This is a genomic window from Aerococcus agrisoli, assembly GCF_003797145.1.
Lineage (GTDB): Bacteria > Bacillota > Bacilli > Lactobacillales > Aerococcaceae > Aerococcus > Aerococcus agrisoli.
Genome location: NZ_RKMG01000006.1, coordinates 70,492 through 88,038, shown reverse-complemented (window position 1 = coordinate 88,038; position 17,547 = coordinate 70,492). Strand labels below are relative to the sequence as shown.

At 41.7% G+C, this 17,547-nt stretch carries 16 protein-coding genes and 1 pseudogene; 4 read left to right on the top strand and 13 right to left on the bottom strand.

Going from position 1 to position 17,547, the window contains the following annotated elements; all coding sequences use genetic code 11:
- Nucleotides 1-50 precede the first annotated feature (50 nt).
- Together EF384_RS03170 and EF384_RS03165 are read right to left on the bottom strand one after the other, a co-directional pair.
- Nucleotides 51-698 (bottom strand): NAD(P)-dependent oxidoreductase, encoded by a 648-nt coding sequence (locus EF384_RS03170; protein WP_123779543.1) that lies wholly within the window; start codon nucleotides 696-698, stop codon nucleotides 51-53.
- 120 nt (nucleotides 699-818) lie between these two features.
- Nucleotides 819-2,777, bottom strand: a pseudogene (locus EF384_RS03165) (heavy metal translocating P-type ATPase).
- Nucleotides 2,778-2,983: 206 nt separating this feature from the next.
- On the opposite strand from EF384_RS03165, the gene EF384_RS03160 reads away from it, so the two are divergent.
- Complete coding sequence (locus tag EF384_RS03160; RefSeq protein ID WP_123779542.1) at nucleotides 2,984-3,637, top strand: SDR family oxidoreductase; 654 nt, start codon at nucleotides 2,984-2,986, stop codon at nucleotides 3,635-3,637.
- 147 nt (nucleotides 3,638-3,784) lie between these two features.
- Complete coding sequence (locus EF384_RS03155; protein ID WP_123779541.1) at nucleotides 3,785-4,438, top strand: SDR family oxidoreductase; 654 nt, start codon at nucleotides 3,785-3,787, stop codon at nucleotides 4,436-4,438.
- Nucleotides 4,439-4,500: 62 nt separating this feature from the next.
- Here EF384_RS03155 and EF384_RS03150 read toward each other — a convergent pair whose 3' ends face one another.
- The 7 genes from EF384_RS03150 to EF384_RS03120 all read right to left on the bottom strand — a co-directional run bounded on the left by EF384_RS03150 (nucleotide 4,501) and on the right by EF384_RS03120 (nucleotide 9,637).
- Complete coding sequence (locus EF384_RS03150) at nucleotides 4,501-5,208, bottom strand: DNA alkylation repair protein (protein ID WP_123779540.1); 708 nt, start codon at nucleotides 5,206-5,208, stop codon at nucleotides 4,501-4,503.
- A gap of 39 nt (nucleotides 5,209-5,247) precedes the next feature.
- Nucleotides 5,248-5,895: a YczE/YyaS/YitT family protein gene (locus EF384_RS03145; RefSeq protein ID WP_123779539.1), complete on the bottom strand. Its 648-nt coding sequence runs from the start codon at nucleotides 5,893-5,895 to the stop codon at nucleotides 5,248-5,250.
- A 20-nt stretch (nucleotides 5,896-5,915) separates the two neighbouring features.
- Complete coding sequence (locus tag EF384_RS03140; RefSeq protein ID WP_123779538.1) at nucleotides 5,916-6,275, bottom strand: VOC family protein; 360 nt, start codon at nucleotides 6,273-6,275, stop codon at nucleotides 5,916-5,918.
- Nucleotides 6,276-6,312: 37 nt separating this feature from the next.
- Entirely contained in the window at nucleotides 6,313-7,026 is a 714-nt protein-coding gene (locus tag EF384_RS03135; protein WP_123779537.1) for an MBL fold metallo-hydrolase, read from the bottom strand.
- A 509-nt stretch (nucleotides 7,027-7,535) separates the two neighbouring features.
- Nucleotides 7,536-8,345: an aldo/keto reductase gene (locus EF384_RS03130; protein ID WP_123779536.1), complete on the bottom strand. Its 810-nt coding sequence runs from the start codon at nucleotides 8,343-8,345 to the stop codon at nucleotides 7,536-7,538.
- Between the two features lie 13 nt (nucleotides 8,346-8,358).
- A complete protein-coding gene (locus tag EF384_RS03125) occupies nucleotides 8,359-8,742 on the bottom strand; it encodes an OsmC family protein (RefSeq protein WP_123779535.1) in 384 nt (127 codons plus the stop codon).
- 106 nt (nucleotides 8,743-8,848) lie between these two features.
- Nucleotides 8,849-9,637, bottom strand: a complete 789-nt coding sequence (locus EF384_RS03120) for a carbon-nitrogen family hydrolase (RefSeq protein WP_123779534.1) — start codon at nucleotides 9,635-9,637, stop codon at nucleotides 8,849-8,851.
- A 301-nt stretch (nucleotides 9,638-9,938) separates the two neighbouring features.
- Here EF384_RS03120 and EF384_RS03115 point away from each other — a divergent pair, with 301 nt between their 5' ends.
- Entirely contained in the window at nucleotides 9,939-11,489 is a 1,551-nt protein-coding gene (locus EF384_RS03115; protein WP_123779533.1) for a metal ABC transporter solute-binding protein, Zn/Mn family, read from the top strand.
- A 660-nt stretch (nucleotides 11,490-12,149) separates the two neighbouring features.
- Here the strand turns inward: EF384_RS03115 and EF384_RS03110 are convergent.
- Nucleotides 12,150-12,611 carry a glutathione peroxidase gene (locus EF384_RS03110; protein ID WP_123779532.1) on the bottom strand — a complete coding sequence of 154 codons (462 nt, stop codon included), beginning with the start codon at nucleotides 12,609-12,611 and terminating at the stop codon, nucleotides 12,150-12,152.
- 220 nt (nucleotides 12,612-12,831) lie between these two features.
- Here EF384_RS03110 and EF384_RS03105 point away from each other — a divergent pair, with 220 nt between their 5' ends.
- On the top strand, nucleotides 12,832-13,554 hold the full coding sequence (locus EF384_RS03105; protein ID WP_123779531.1) for a GntR family transcriptional regulator: 723 nt from the start codon (nucleotides 12,832-12,834) through the stop codon (nucleotides 13,552-13,554).
- Nucleotides 13,555-14,219: 665 nt separating this feature from the next.
- Here the strand turns inward: EF384_RS03105 and EF384_RS03100 are convergent.
- The 3 genes from EF384_RS03100 to EF384_RS03090 form a co-directional block, all read right to left on the bottom strand.
- A complete protein-coding gene (locus tag EF384_RS03100) occupies nucleotides 14,220-15,524 on the bottom strand; it encodes an SLC13 family permease (protein ID WP_123779530.1) in 1,305 nt (434 codons plus the stop codon).
- A gap of 66 nt (nucleotides 15,525-15,590) precedes the next feature.
- The gene (locus EF384_RS03095; RefSeq protein ID WP_199729705.1) at nucleotides 15,591-16,490 is read right to left on the bottom strand and encodes an isocitrate lyase/PEP mutase family protein; all 900 of its coding nucleotides are present in this window, start codon (nucleotides 16,488-16,490) and stop codon (nucleotides 15,591-15,593) included.
- Complete coding sequence (locus tag EF384_RS03090; RefSeq protein ID WP_123779529.1) at nucleotides 16,477-17,226, bottom strand: isocitrate lyase/phosphoenolpyruvate mutase family protein; 750 nt, start codon at nucleotides 17,224-17,226, stop codon at nucleotides 16,477-16,479. Before EF384_RS03090 ends, EF384_RS03095 begins: the two co-directional genes overlap by 14 nt.
- Nucleotides 17,227-17,547: the final 321 nt, after the last annotated feature.

Here is a 17,547-nt window from a genome sequence, read left to right as displayed (position 1 = left end):
CTAACTTTTTGGGTCCACTATACTCAGCCAACGCTTTTTACATACTTAATTTATTTATTTACTACGTGGAAACGAGTATTTACGAATTTACGGTTTTCGATTTCGTCAACAATAGCGATACCCATTGCACGAGCATCTGTGACAGATTCGCCGTTTTCAGAGAATAATAATTCGTCTTCACCAAGGATGTATTCTTCTTTGTCACCAGGTTGGAAGATAAATCCAGGAGAAACCCCTACCCAGTCAACATTATGAACATCACGTAAGAAGTTTAATTCATAGAATTGGTTTTGAGGAATAGCGATCCAAGCATCAGAATCTGGTAATGGACGGATGTCTTCAATCACAAAGTGTTTATCTTCGCCAGTTACCAATGAACCTGCACCTAAGATAAAGAACAAACGTGGAGATTCAGTTTCACGGAAGTATGATACCCAACGTGCAGCTAAATCAGTTTGTAAATAAGCTTTGTCTGGTGCCATAGAAAGTGCATGTACCACTACATCAGCAGTTGCCAATTCTTCTTTTGTTAAGTCAAAAGCATCTTTTGCCACAACAGTTAAGTTGTCTGCAGTACCTAAAGCTGCTAATTTTTCTTCGTTACGAGCGATTGCTGTTACTTCATGTCCGCGAGACAATGCTTCTTTAACGATTTCGCTACCAGCCATACCTGTTGCGCCGACTACTGTAATTTTCATTTATAAAAACTCCTCATGTGTAAAATTTATATACCTAATTGTTACACTTACTTTTTGTAACTGTTCCAAGTATATACGTTACCCACACCTCATGCAAGGCAGAAGACTCCAGCTTGTGCATTATTTTCTATCGCGCAAAAGTCGCAAACCATTCAAAATAACTAAAATCGTAGAACCCTCATGGAAGAAGACCCCAAAGGTAATATTGGAAATACCCATAAAGTTTAAGATGACTAAAATTGCAACAACTAACATTGAGAAAGCCATATTTTGCCAAATAATCGCATTCAATCGTTTTGACATTTGGTGAGCGTAGGCCAATTTAGACAAGTCATTGTCCATAACCACGACATCCGCAACTTCAATCGCCACGTCAGTCCCATCGCCCATAGCAAATCCGATGTCTGCTTGAGCCAAAGCAGGTGCATCGTTGACCCCGTCACCAGTCATACCAACGTCACCATATGTTGATTATAAAGACGTAATCACTTGGGCTTTTTCCTCTGGCAAGACATTGGCAATGACTTGGTCAATGCCGACCTTTTGCCCAACAGCTTGAGCCGTTACTTCGTTGTCTCCTGTGATCATAATCGTTTGGACGCCGGCTTCATGTAGGTAGTCAATTGCTACTTTCGCATTTTCATTGGCTTCATCCATCATGGCGATGTAGCCGATAACCGCGCCGTTTTCAGCGATATATACCAGCGTTTTGCCCTCTGCAGATAATGCGTCAGTTTGGGCTGTAATATTTGTGTCTACATTTGTGAAAATGGACGGCTTTCCAATTTGATAGGTTTTGCCTTCGACATGGGCACTCAAGCCCTTGCCTAGCGTATTTTCAACTGTGATATCAGCTTGCAATGGCGCAACATAGGGTTGGAATTCCCGTAAAATGGCACTCGCAAGTGGATGATTGGCTTGTTCCTCCATGGCTACAACCACTGGTAGGATTTGTAGGTCATCCACGCCATCAACCAAGTAATAATCGGTTACGGCTGGTTGTCCCTTGGTTAAGGTACCTGTTTTATCAAAAGCAATGGCTTTTAAGTCAGCTAAATTTGATAGGAATGCCCCACCTTTGAACAAGATACCGTGGCGTGCAAGATTTGAAATACCAGATAAAGTTGCTGGCACGGCAGATGCAGCCCAGGCACATGGTGATGCTGAAATCAAGAATACCAAGGCACGGTACCAAGCTTCACCCCAAGTCCACCCGAAGACAAAGGGACCTAATAATAAGACAAATGGGAAAATGGCCAACACGATTTTGACATACACGGGCTCGATTTTTTTGATCTTAGATGCTGCTGGTGTCAAGTTTTCTTGTGACGCACGCACCATCGTTAAAATTTTTGCGAAAACAGTATCTTCCGGATTTTTGGTTACTTCAACGACGATGGCATAATTTCCGTTGATAGTTGCCCCAAAGACTGGGTCACCAACAGTTTTTTCCTTAGGCATGGATTCACCGTTAATAGAAGATTCGTTGATAACAGTTGTCCCTTCAACGATGATACCGTCACTTGGGATTTGACCGCCGTTAAGGACTTTTACACGGTCACCAATTTTTAAATCATGGGCTGCTATTTTCACCACTGTACCATCAGCTTGCAAAAGATTGGCTTCAGTAGGATTTAAGTTCATCAACTCAGTGATTTCCTTACGTGATCGCCCTTCAGCATAATCTTCCAAGAAGTGGGCACCAGCAAAAATTAAAATCAATAATGCCGCTTCGTAGAATGAGCCTATTAAGATTGCCCCAAAAGCGGCTAATCCCATCAATAAATGAATATTTGGTTCAAATTTTTTGGCTGCTTTCGAGTCACGAATAGTGTCACCGAAGCCTTCACCTAACACATGGTAACCTGATAAGAATACAACAGCAATCATTAGGATATTGCTGAAAATTGGTCACCAGTTACCTAAAATTAATGCAATAATAAAAATGATAAGACCTGCCAAGTATAAGCGACTGGCTAATTTTGTATCATGTCCATGATCGTGATCATGATGATGTTCATGGTTATGGTCTGGGTGATGATGTTCTTCCGTATGTACATGTTCAATTTTGTCTGACATAAGAAACACTCCCTTTAAGTTGTCACTTACTTTGCGTAAGTTATATGAATGTTCATTCATATTCATAAACTTATTATAGAACTTCTATATGAAAAGTCAATCATATATATGCAATTTTGCTTCTATAAGCCAATTCTTTGAAGCTATGACTTTATACCTCTACAATATAGTTATAAAGTAGTGGATTTTAGAAGGAGTTTTTATATATGAAAGTATTAGTCATCGGTGCAAATGGTAATGTTTCTCGTCACTTCGCTGATTTTGTAAAAGATCATGACAATATTGAAGAAGTTGCGGCTATTCGTAATATGGATCAAGCACCCTTCTTTGAAGAACGTGGCATTCAAACCGTTTACCTAGACTTAACCAAACATACCCAACAAGATATCGAAAAAATCATTAAAGATAACAACATTGATAGTGTGATTTTCTCAGCTGGTGCTGGTGGATCTGGTGACGATATCGTCATGATGGTTGACTTAGATGGTGCCATCAAATCAATGCAAGCAACCGAAGCTGCCGGTTTGAAACGCTTTGTGATTGTTTCAACCTTCAGAACTGGTCGCGAAGAAATTGAAAAAGGCTATCTTCGTGTTTACACTACTGCCAAAACTTATGCAGATGAATGGTTAAAATCACGTACCAATCTAGATTGGACAATCGTTCACCCAGGAATCCTGGTCAATGATGCTGGCACTGGAAAAATTACGACCGTGCCTCAAGATAAGCCGCTCGAAGTTTCTCGTCAAGACGTTGCCCGTACCCTAGTAGCTGTTTTAGAAAATGACAGCACCATTGGTAAAGAATTTGAAGTAGTCAACGGCGAAACACCAGTTGACGAAGCAATTAAAGCATTATAAGTATTCGCTAAAGGTTGAAACACGCAAATGTTTCAACCTTTTTTGTGATTGTATTTTTTCCGCAAGCAAATACTTTGAAAGCCTATCTAATAACTTATATAATATGAATTGTAGTAAGGAAAGCAAAACGAAAGGAGATTTTCATTCATGAAAGTATTAGTTGTAGGTGCAAATGGTGGCGTTTCTCGTCAATTCGCTGATTTAATCAAAGATAATGACAATATTGAAGAAGTCGCAGCCATTAGAAATATGGACCAAACACCATTCTTTGAAGAACGTGGTATTCAAACTGTATACTTAGATTTAACCAAACACACCCAAGAAGATATTGAAAAAATTATCAAAGATAATGATATCGATAGCGTGATTTTCTCAGCTGGTGCTGGTGGATCTGGTGATGACATTATTATGATGGTTAACCTTGATGGTGCCATTAAAACAATGCAAGCAACCGAAGCAGCTGGTGTAAAGCGATTCGTCATTGTTTCTACATTCAGAACTGGTCGCGAAGAAATTGAAAAGAACTACATCAGAGTATACACAACTGGTAAAACTTATGCTGATGAATGGTTGAAATCTCGTACCAACCTTGATTGGACCATCGTTCACCCTGGTTTATTACAAGATATTCCGGGAACTGGTAAAATCACTACCGTACCACAACCACAAATGAATGACGTTTCTCGTCAAGACATTGCCCGTACATTGATTACCGTTTTAGAAAATGATTCTACGATTGGTAAAGAATTCGAAGTGGTCAACGGTGATACAGCGATTGATGAGGCTATCAAGGCACTATAATATATATACGAAAAAAAGCGTGAAATCTGCGAGGATTTCACGCTTTTTTTTTATTATTATCATTAACATCTCACATATTTACGTTTAAAACCAAGGCGACCTTTGTCTAGATCCTTTTGTAAGGTTTCATATGCGTTCAAAACTTGAGGCTCTTTGTGTTCACGAACAACAGTTACCTCACCAATGGCTTTAGCCACTGCCTGTGCTTTTTCGCTTAAAGCGACGTATGACAAACCAACGGTATAGGCGAAGTAGTTCATGGCATGTTTGGCGCGGTCTGGCTGGTCATGGATGGTCGCTTGGACACGGTCCAACATGGCAGACAGTTTGTCAGTGTCGAATTTATCGTCCTTCAAACGGCCTAATAGCCAGCAGTAGGTATACCAACCACCTGACATGCGCAATTCTTCACCGGAATCAATCCATTTATCAGCGACTTCTTGGGCGATATCAGCTTCAGATAGAGTAACGGCGATAATCCAATCTGAAATCATATAGCAGTATGCTTGGTCCATCCAACGGTCATAATCCGCTTCGGTCATGGCATTGGCATCCGCAATCACACCCGCAAAATACATGGCGTCAAAGTTGCCTGATGCATATAATTCTTCGGCTAAGGCTTGGTCTTTTTTGATAACTTTGCGCATGGGTTTCATGGCCCCAGTTGCCACACCAAAAACTGGTTCGACCGCCCCTTCGGATAGATAACGTTTCTTGGTCCGTTCAGTTCCTAAGCTTTCAAGTTCGGTCATGACTTCTGTATAATTCATACCCAAATCTCCTCCTCAATTCCTACCTAGCGCTACATTTTATTGGTAAAGTGTTTCACCCGTCAAACGTTTGACTAAAGGCTCAGCCAATTTAGCTCGGAACATGGCAATCATTGGTCCCGCGAAGAAGCCCATGTAAATAGTCATTAAACCAACTGGTCCACCTAAGAAGAATGCTAAAACTAAACATAAAATCTCATGAATCATACGTCCTTGCACATAAGATAATTTAGTTTTCTCTTCAATCACTGGCGCAATCGCATCAAGTGGTGCCATGCCAAGCCCTGCTGACATGTATAAAGCTGCCCCAAATAATAAAACCGACACACTGACTAGGGTTAAAACAACGCGAACCAACAAGTTATAGTCGTCCCCTAAGCCAATTGAGATAAAATAGTCACCAAAAAATTGGATCATATACCCGGTAAAAATCCAGTTAATAAAGGTTCCTAAACCAAATTTTGAACGGTCAATTAAGAAAATCACCGCAAAAATAATCAAGTTGACCACAAGCATCAAGTTACCCAAACCGACACCCATAATCTTCGATACAGCAACCCAAAGCGCAGAGAATGGGTCCATCCCCATATTTACAGCACCCGATAAGGAAATCCCGATTGCAATAAACACACAGCCCACAAAAGCAATCAATGCGCGAATTACTAGGTCTTTAGTCAAATTCTTCATTCTATTCTCCATTTCAAATCTTATTTAGCTTCCGCAAAGACAAAATATAGTCCATCCGGTGTCGAAAAATTGAACGTACGTGTTCCCCCGTTGTCAAAAATCTCCCCGTGTGTCGGAATTCGGTCGTAATAAGCATCGAAATCATCCACAAAAAACATCAATGACGGCACATTATCCGCCACTTCTGGCGAATACTTTTCAATAAATTCTTTTGGAAAAATAGCAATCTCGTTTGTTTCGTTTAGCGCGATGACCTTGGCTTCAAAGCCTTCAGGTAGGGCCATCGTTTCGATCAACACGGCACCTACTGTGTTTAGCCAAAAATCACTGGCCCCAGCAACGTCCGTTGAGTAAAGCATTACGCGTGTTTTATGAATCATGGTTAGCTCCTTAATGATGGTCGTGCCATCTGAAAAATTAACTTGGTTGCATAAATTCGTCTAGTTGTTCAAAAGATAGTGGCTCAAGATGCCCATGCAAGTAGTAGTCGGCGTCCAATTGGCTGAGTGTTTGGCGAAGTGTAGCCATTTTTTCCCAATCCATATAAGAGTTGTTGTAGAAGTCTTCGGTGATCGTATCACCGATGAAAGCTACGCGCTCGCTTGGAATATAGATAATCATGCCGTCTTCAGAATGTGGGTTGGTAACTTGGAAAATCTCAAGTTCAATGCCACCTAAATCTATTGTTAGCTTATCCTTAAATGTAACATCAGCGGTAACTACTTTGATTTGTCCTTGTGGATCGTCATACTCTTTGCGTATGTATTCGTCGCAAAAAGCACATTCTTCACCAGTTTCTAGGCGGGCTGCCATAGCATCCGGTGTCCATGACCAAGTGGACATCGTTTGTAGTCGTGCGTTTGTTTGTTCGTTGGCGATGATTGGGGTTTTGATGGCATGCATGCCGTATGTATGGTCCCAATGCCAGTGTGTGATGAGTGTGGCTGCTGGTTGTACCAAGCCAAGGCGTTCGACTTCTTGGTCAAAGTTGGCAACATGCGATGCTGAGTTACCTGCATCGATACGCAATGAAAATTTGTCACCCTTGATATAACCTAAGACTGGTCGATCGATCTCACCATCCGCGGGCATATAATATACGCGCTCGGTTAATTGTTTTAAAATCCGCATCTTATCCTCCTCTAGATATTCGTCCATTTATTATAGCAAATTATTGATCAAATTAAGTCGTCTGGGGGAAATTTAAAAATTTGCATAGTGGTGTTGCTGTGGGGGAAATTGCTCGTCTATGTTGGATTGTATTTATATGTCTATATATAATCAAAAAATGGAAACCACAGGGATTTTTGTGACTCATTTTTTCTCATTTAGGAAACTTGATGACCTTTTGCGACGCGCTTTAGGAAATGAGGAAACTTCAGACCTTTCTGCGATGCATTTTTTCTCATTTATGAAACCAAACCGGCTTCAAGTTTCCAGTTTTCGCATATTTTAATATGCACATATACAAACTTGCAGACAGCTGCTAGCAAAGAAAATTGGTATTGTTTCATCTCGCCGGTGCCACGGCTTTTAAAGGACAATACACGACAAGCCAAAGACTCAAAGTAAATGCAATCACTAAAACAAAGTAATCAAAAAAGGTTGGTGCCGTGGCACCAACCTTCCAATCAAAATAATTATAAAGCTTTGATTTTTTCTTTGTCTGCATCTGATAATTCAAAGTCGAAGACGTTGAAGTTATCGGCTTGACGGCCAGCATTGTGTGATTTAGGAATCACAATTACGCCGCGTTCGATTTGGTAACGTAACACAACTTGTCCCCAAGTTTTACCGTATTGGTCCCCAATTTCAGTTAGAACTGCACGGCTTGCGTCGTCTGTACCCTTCATTGGACCCCAAGCTGTTGGGATAACATCATTTTCCAAGCTGTAAGCAACAATCTCATCGTTCCAGTTACCAACGTGAGATTCCACTTGGTTGACCATTGGTTGGATACGCGCATTGTCGATAATGATATCTAATTGATCTTGATCAAAGTTAGAAACACCGATAGCCTTGATTTTGCCATCATTGTAGGCATTTTCTAAGGCATACCAAGTTTGTAACATTTCATTTTCATCATCCCAAGGGTGGTGAATTAAGTATAAGTCGATGTAGTCAGTTTGTAGGGCCTCAAGCGAAGCGTTTAATGAAGCCTCTACTTTTTCTGCCGTACCCGAATGCTCTTCGTCACCAGGAATTTTAGACGTGATGAAAAATTCTTCACGTGGTAAACCTGACTCTTTAATTGCCTTACCAACCACTGATTCATTACGGTAAGCAATCGCAGTATCGATTGAACGGTAACCTGCTTTAATCGCAGCTAGTAATTCAGTCGTATCATCATTGATATCACCGAAATAATCACCATTCACTTTACCAAAAGTGTTGGTACCAGTACCTAAAACGGGCATTTCAACCCCATTATTTAATGTTACAAACTCCATATAAACGCTCCTTCTATTGGAAAACTACTGTCTCAGTCACAACGATATTCGGGTCAATACTTTGAACCACTGGGCAATACTTATGAATCATCTTCGTCGCACGTTCCGCACGGCCACGATCTTCCTCAGGCACCGTCACGTGGAAGGTAATCTCAATCGCCGTCACCGGTCTTGGCGCCTCTTCAGCACGATCAAAATCAATCGTCACATCATGAATCTCATGTTCAATTTTAGAATTCACCAAAATATCACGATACACACCAGACGAACACGCCGCAACCGATAACACAAACGTATTCAAAGGCGAAAAACCATTCGTCTTATCCAACGCCCAATTATCCCCATGCTCATTCACAGCCTCAGGCCCAAACTCAGTCATATTCAAATGCAAAGTCATTACGCTTCCCCTTTTCTTATGGCAAAAATACGCCACTCATTCATTCTTCATTCTATTATAGAAAAGATTCCGCATAAATACTATTGATTCGCATACCCATCAACCACTAGATATCGTAAATATCCGGACGGCGGTCATTGAAGACATTAATCTTAGAACGAATGCCGTCAATGACATCAAAATCAATCTCGCCCACTTTAATCTCATGATCGTCATCTGGCTCAACAATATAAGAACCCCATGGATCAATAATCACAGAGTGACCACCATAGACATCACCTTTCGGATTGACCAAGCCAACACTATTCACAGCTACCACATACATTTGATTTTCAATAGCACGCGCACGGTTCAAGATATCCCAATGCACATTTCGGGTTGCTGGCCAAGCCGCTGGTACAAAGACCACTTGGGCATCGGCCAAAGCCAATTCACGTACCCATTCAGGGAAACGTAAATCATAACAAGTCACCACGCCACAAGTAACGCCGTCTAATTCGAAAGTTACACTGTCTTTACCTGCCGCAAAATAATCATCCTCGCCAGCTGGTGAGAATAAGTGCGCCTTGTCATAAGATGCGATTTCTGAGCCATCTCGGTCGTAGACAAACACCGTGTTAAATAAGGCGTCTTCTCTGATATTCGCCACAGATCCGCCAACAATATTCACGTGATTATTTTTCGCAAAAGAACTTAACAGTGCGCGTGTTTCTTTACCGTCGACATCCGCGATTTCATAGACGTTTTCGGGTAAAAATGAGGTATTCCACAACTCGGGCAAGACAATGACATCAGGGTTCGCCGAAGCCGCCTCGGTCAAAGCATCTTGGATTATTTGCATATTTTCAGCCACTTGACCTTGAATCAAAGCGGTTTGAACGATTGCCACCTTCATGTAACTCACTCCTTAATTTTTTCTAATATTATTATAATTTATTTGTATACAAATTAAAACCTTATTGACCAGAAATGTGATTATTTTGCGGTTATATGACTGTATGAATCATATTTCATGTAAAAAAGCCTTGACCTCAGTCAATCCTGCATGATAAATTAGCTTCTGTTAAATCGTAACGATTACGATTTGCACTCAAAAGAAGTAGACCCTGCCCCTAGCTAAGGCAATTAGTGGTCTATTGGGTACCCTTTTCACTTCTTAACGAATCACAAAATGAAACGTAAGAGAGGTAAGCAGAATGAAGAAAATGATTCAAACAAGTGCCGTACTTTTCGCTAGTCTTGCGCTACTAGCCGCATGTGGGCAAAGTGAAAATACTGCCGACACCAACGGGAAATTACAAATTGCGACGACCATCTACCCGGTTTACGAATTTACCAAAGAAATCGTTGGAGATGCAGCCGAAGTCTCACTACTATTGCCAGCTGGGACGGAAGCCCATGATTATGAACCATCAGCCAGAGCAATCGCGCAACTTAATGAAGCCGATGCCCTCATTTACCACAACGAAAATATGGAAACATGGGTTGCAGATACAGCCGCAAGCTTGAAGGACGACGTCAATGTCGTCAAAGCGACCGAAGGCATGGTTTTACTGCCTGGTGAAGAAGATGGGCATGATCATGAAGCGGAAAATGAAGCGGAAAGCGGGTCAGGTCACGAAGACCACAGTCATACCTATGATCCGCATACTTGGGTCTCACCCCACCGCGCCATCATGGAAGTTGCATCCATCACTGACCAGCTAAAGGAATTATACCCTGACATGGCTGACACCTTCCAAGCCAACGCCGACGCCTATATTGATGAACTTGAAGCCCTAGACGATGCCTATACTGAGTCCCTAACCAATGCTAGTCGGACCGATTTCGTCACTGCACACACCGCCTTTAAGTACCTTGCAGTCGACTACGGCCTAAATCAAATCGGTATCGCCGGCCTGACGCCCCACGCCGAACCGTCCGCTGAGCGCTTAGCCGAATTAGCCGATTATGTGAAAAAGAACGACATCTCATACATCTACTATGAAGAAGCAAGTTCTGACAAACTAGCCAAAACCTTAGCCGAAGAAGTCGGGGTTCAAACCGCCGTCCTCAATCCTTTAGAAAACTTGACTCAGGACGCCATCAACGCAGGCGCCAACTATATCTCAGTCATGGAGGACAACCTTGAAGCCCTACAACTAACAACCAAGCTACCTGCAAAAAATGATGAAGCTAGTGAAACGACGGCCACAGAAGAAACCGAAAAAACTGTCTACAACGGTTATTTCAAAGATGCTGACGTCAAAGACCGTAGCCTAGCCGACTATGCCGGCACATGGCAATCTGTGTATCCATATCTTGAAGATGGCACCCTAGACCAAGTCTTTGACTACAAAGCCAAACTCAAAGGCGACATGACCGCTGAAGCATACAAAGACTACTACACAACCGGCTACCAAACAGATGTCGACAATATCAATATTGACGGAAATACCATCGAATTTATAAATGATGGTCAAAGTCAAAAATACGAATACAAATACGTAGGCTATGAAATCCTAACCTACGCCAAAGGCAACCGCGGTGTCCGTTACCTATTCGAAAGCACCGACCCAGATGCTGGCCAATACAAATACGTCCAATTCTCAGACCATAACATCGCCCCCGTCCAAACCGGTCACTACCATATATACTGGGGTGGCGAATCCCAAGAAAGCCTACTAGAAGAAGTCGACCATTGGCCAACCTACTACCCATCAAACATGAGCGGCATCGAAATCGCCCAAGAAATGATGAGCCATTAAAAACAGGATGTGAGAAAAAGCGGTTAGCCCTCAACCAGTGGAAGATGTATGCCGACGATGACGGTAGTCATCGACAAATACATCTGAAGTGGGCAGAGGGTTGCTTTTTCGAGCTCAACTTCAGGATGCGAGGTCCGAGCTCAACTTCACAGGATGATAAGTAAAGAGGGCTACATGGCCCTCTTTTCATTTTGATTTTTACATGTGATTCAGTGGATTTTACACTGATAATTTAGGATTTTATCCGGCTTTTGGAGGATTGTATTTATTAAATTTAAAATAACCGCTATTTGAACACTTCAGGGCGCTGAAGTGTTCAAAATGAGAAAATTCGCGTCACACAGAGGGCTGTGTGATTTCCTTTTTGAAGTCGAATCACACAGATAGTTTTGTGAACCTTTTTTTCTCATAAATGCTCACACAGCCCCTTGAAGTGATCAATATCCACATTTATTCATTTCGATAAATGAATAAATGTTTTTTTCAATATTATTTCAAGCTAATCCTATAGGTGTTCGCAAAACTTAGATTTCAAGGTATTATTTGGGTTGCTTTTTCGAGCTCAACTTTAGGTTGTAAGGGCCTAGATCAACTTTAGGTTGCGACAAGTCGACCAAACAAAAAAACACCCAGCATGAAACTGGATGTCTTTTTCACAAATTAAAGATATGCTTGAATAGATTCTTCAATATCAGCTGGTTCTGTGGTTGGGGCAAAGCGTTTCACAAAATTGCCATCGCGATCAACCAAAAACTTGGTGTAATTCCATTTGACCACACCATTACCTGAAGCATCCTTCAAATAAGTAAATAACGGATCAGTTTTTGGACCATTCACAGCAACCTTATCAAACATGGGGAAAGACGTACCAAACTTCATGGCACAAGCTTGGGCAGCACCCTTACCATCCTCTGGCTCCTGTAAAAATGAGTTAGACGGAAAACCAAGCACCTTAAAACCTTGGTCTTGGTACTTTTGATAAAGGGCCTCAAGACCTTCCAATTGTGGCGCCAACCCGCACTTGGTCGCCGTGTTTACTATCAATAATAAGTCACCTTGAAATTCGGACATCGCTACCGGTTCACCGGCTGCATTTTTCACATTGTAATCGTAAACTGTCATATCTATACTCCTTTATGTGGCCATTACGTGCATGACATCACCTGTTACTAAGAATGATACGCTTCTTAGTCAAAAATGCCAATCAAATCACCTTCTCAGTCAACAAATTGAGATACTTTTATTATATGGTGTCTTCAAAAAGCATACCCTAACAATTTGTATTTGTAAGTGTTTTCATGTTATAATAGACCAAATACATAAAGGGAAGGTTTATGATATTATGGCAAAATACGAAGAAGTGGCAAGCGACCTCATTCGCTACATCCACGACCACGAACTGGAAGCTGACGACAAATTACCCAGCATCCAAGAAATGGTTGATCATTATAATGTGAGTAAAAATACAGTCCTATCCGCATTAAACGACCTTGAGCGACAAGGTTTAATTTATCAAGTACGCGGCTCTGGGGTATATGTACGCGGGAATACCCGGAAAGGTTACATTAACCTCTTAAATATTGGTGGCTTCAATTCCACCCTAAGTCAATTCAAAATTGAATCCAAAATTTTGACCCTTGAACTAGTGGAACCAAATGAAGAAGCCATCGAAAACTTGAAAATCGAACAACCCGATAAAACGAAAGTTTATCACGTTGTCCGCATTCGCTACATCGAAGGTCGCCCCTTCGGTATTGAAGAATCATACTTTGACAAAGACATTATCCCTTACTTAAGTGAAGATATTGCCTCTGCCTCAATCTTTGATTACATCACCGAAGACTTGGAAATCCCAATTGGTTACGGCGACCACTTCCTACGCGTAGGTAGATTAAAAGCAGACGAAGCAGACCAGTTACAATTAAACGAAGGTGATCCAACCTTGCGCACGGAGTCCATATTCCACCTGCACAATGGGAAACCATTTGACTACTCAAAAATCACCTACCATTATGAAGAAACACAATTCTTCATCCAAGGTACTAACTACCAATATCGTTATTAATAATATATAGAAGAAAACGCGGTTGAGACCTAAATCTCAACCGCGTTTTTGTCTGTCGACACCATTATATTATTGCCTGCAATCTAGTTCTGGGGAGAAGCATAACAAACAGCAGCAACAATCTAATCTGGACAAGCCATTCTTGAAAAAAAGCTAATTTTATCTACTATCTATTTCCATACTAGAATATTTCAGCTTTCTTTCAAATATGAACACCCATACTTGACGGCTATTTTCACCTGATCAAATATGGAAATTCATATTTGAATTTCCACCAAAATTTATCTAGCACGAAAGCCCGTAGTTGAAACTTTCACCTATTTTCGTGAATGATACTCTATATTTGAATTTGTAGTATTGATTGAATACAACAATCAACAGAACCGAATAGCTATAGCCATAGGCGGAAGTGTATGTCCTTTAGCCGTGAAAGAGGATGAAATCGAGACCTTGGCTCGATTTCAAGTCTGGAGACCATGGCTCCAGAAGTTGAGCTCCAATAAGCAGACCCAACTCCACTTCAGACTATATTGCGTCACACTGCGTGTGTCACTACTATAGTCCTCCAGTGTTCGGGTCTAAACGCATATTGTCACATCCTAAAGGTCCCACGGCTTTTAAAGGACAATACACGACAAGCCGTGGGCTACAAACCATAACTAAACCTACATTTGATGAAGAATAGACAGGAACAGCGCAGTCAATGCTGCTGAACCAACCGTAAATGGCGTAACCTTAAACAACAAAGTATTGTATAGTTTCTTCTGATCTTCACCATCATAACCTGAAGAAGCGAGTAACAAGGAACCACCATCAGAGAACGGTGTTACCGTTGCGGCAAAACCACCGATGATAATACAAATCGCCATAATCGCTGGGTTCCAGCCAGTTGCCAAGAACAAAGCAGGAAGCGTTGTGAAGAACAAGGGTGCGATAACCCCAATTGTAGAAGAGAAAATAGACATACAACCACATAACAAAGCAATTGTAACCGGGATAACTGGTGTTGGTACGTAAGCAATCAACTGCGCCAAAGCCTCAGTAATCCCTACTTGCGTCCCAACCCCAATCAATAACGAAATCCCACAAGTCATCCAAATTACTGACCATGGCGTGCGGTGTAACACTGTTTGTCCATCTGCCAACTTCAAAATGTAGGCAAGCAAACCGAACACAATCCCCATTAAACCAAGGTTTAAAGCTTCATTAATCGTTGAGATAATCGCAATATTTCCATTCGTTAAATTGTCTGCGATTGGGAAAAAGAGCATAATCCCAATAAAAGTACTCATCAGTGTTACCGTACGTTTTTGCATCTTGTTAAATGGCGCTGGTTCTTTTAACACAACATCCTTGTAGGCATCGTTCTTACGGTCTAAGAACATTAAGAATAATAACAACAAGATTGGGTAAATCGTTGATGCTAGGAATAATTCCCAAGCAATATTACCTGCATTTTCTGCAAAACCAGTTGAAGCAATCAATCCTTGAACAATCGCACCTAAGGGACCGAATGGGAATAAACCACCAGCAAGTGCGCCTTCAATAACGGCGATGGAAATAATTCGGGTATCCAAGTTGTTCTCTTTCGCAATATTCAAGGCTAAGAAACCAACGATAGGCACTGCACCCCAGATGGAACCACCTAGACCAGAAATCAAAGCAGATGCTAAGAAGAAACCAAATGGCAACCAGAACAAGTGGTTACGGAAGGCGTAAATTAAATGGCGCCCGATAATTTCAAGCGTCCCATTTTCATTGGCAAAGTTGAAGAAGAAAGATACCCCAAAAATTACCATGAACAATTCAACCGGCCACAAAGCAAAAATCTCATCTGGACTAAGGCCAATCATAAATGAACCAATGAGGTAAGCAAAGACGACACCTATGATCCCCGCATTGACTTCGAATTTTTCACCTAAAAAGATAGCTAAGATAATAGCCCCTATAATTAACAACATGTAATTCATCTATTTCCCTCATTTCCATAAAATATTTTTGTTTCGTCTTTCCACTCAACCCGTCAAATCAAGTTGCTACATAAATTGCAGCATGTTTTCTGGGGCATATTTTTGATCTAGGGCATTCACATCATCAAGTCCGATAAACTCATTGAATTCGCCGAAGGTAATCATTTTATCTTGGTAAGAAGCAGTTGTACCTTCATCTAATAAAGTTTGTAACAACTCTTTTTCGGTATAGGCTTGAGCGTAAGTCAATGCTGTTGGATATACGATAATGTTGAAACCAAGTTTTTCAAGTTCCTCTGTTTTCGTTAATGGTGTTAAACCACCCTCAATCATATTGGCCATCATATAGGTATCTGGGAAGGCTTCATGAATGGTTTCAAATTCTTCAAAACTACGAGGTGCTTCAATGAAAATCAAGTCCGCACCGGCTGCTTTGTAGCGACGGCTACGTTCAATTGCTTCTTCTAAATCGTAGACTGTACGGGCATCGGTCCGTGACATAATCAAGAAGTCTGGACTCTTACGAGCTGCAACCGCAGCTTTGATTTTTTCTTCTAGTGTTTCCGTTGGCTCTACTTGTTTACCAGACATGTGGCCACAGCGTTTGGGCCAAACTTGGTCTTCGATGAAGATGCCGGCAGCACCGATAGCCTCGTAATTTTCAACCGTACGACGAACATTGGCTAAATCGCCATATCCGGTATCTGCATCGGCGAAAACGGGAATGTTCACGGCGTTGATAATATCGCGGGTACGTTCAAGGGACTTACCAAAATCGGTTACCCCTCTATCAGGCATGGCGAATGCCGAGGCACTGGTTGCATAACCCGCTGAGAATACGGCGTCAAAGCCAAGTTTCTCCGCAATTTTTGCTGCTAAGGCATCCGGCGCAACTGGCAACATGAGGGCCTTACCTGAATAAATATGGTCTTTAAATTTCTTGCGCATGCGCTCATTTTTCAGCATAGGTCAATTCCTCCTCTAAGAGTGTGTTCAGTGCGGCTTGTAAGGCTTTGTCAGCTTGGGCATCTAAGTAACCCAAATCTAGATAACCATAGAAGTTCTCATGGTCAATAGCTGCTGGCTTTTGGTCTGGCTTCAAAGTTGCCAACAAGGGAAGTGGCAAATCTTCTGCTAGCAAAGTCGTTAAATCTTCGTCGGTATAGTGGTCTAAGATGATCGCCGATGCCCCTGCATTCGCTGCATATTGGGCACGGTCATAAAAGCCATCGTTACCGTAATTGTGCAAACCTTCAAGACGTGCCCAAATTTGAATGGCTGGATTTTCGATGCCATCTAAGGCTGCGCGAATCTTGCCGATAAAATCTTGCGCTGTCGTCGTTGCCGGTTGGTCTGTATTGTGGGCAGGATAGGTTTGATCACTTAGGATCATAATATCTGCACCTGATCGTTCCAATTCCTTGGCCGCATAGTAAGCATTCAGGGGATTGCCGAACCCGGACTGTAAATCCAGAATAAGTGGTTGTTGTTTTTTCAGGCTCAGGCTAAAGGCATAGTTTTTGTATTCCGTGATGGATAGCAAGCCTTGGTCGCCTTCCGCAATCAGATGGTCAGTGGTTAGTTGACCAGAAAGAAAGATTGCTGGTGCTTGGCTTTGGCTTAAAAGCTTGAAGCTATGGCCATCCCCACATGCTGGGATAATCGCAGTGGTTAGCTGCTGTAAGTCTTCGAGTAAGGTCATCAATTTTCCTCCTAATAATTTTTGCGACTAGTGACAAATGGATTTAGTCTTATCTTTATTGTGCCTAGTTGCTAAACATTTTTATAATTGTAAATAAAAAAAGCGCCCTCTGACTGTTAAGTCAAAGGGCGCTTCTGCGCGGTACCACCTTTAATTTTTCTGATAATTGGTTAGAAAATCAGACTCAGGTCGACGGGAATTACTTCCGATCAACTGGCTTTATAACGGCAGCACCCGGTAAACACTCAACCGACCTCTTTACAGAGGATGGATCGCACCTACAGCTCAAAGTCTACTTTTCAACGAGTCCCTGTCATACCT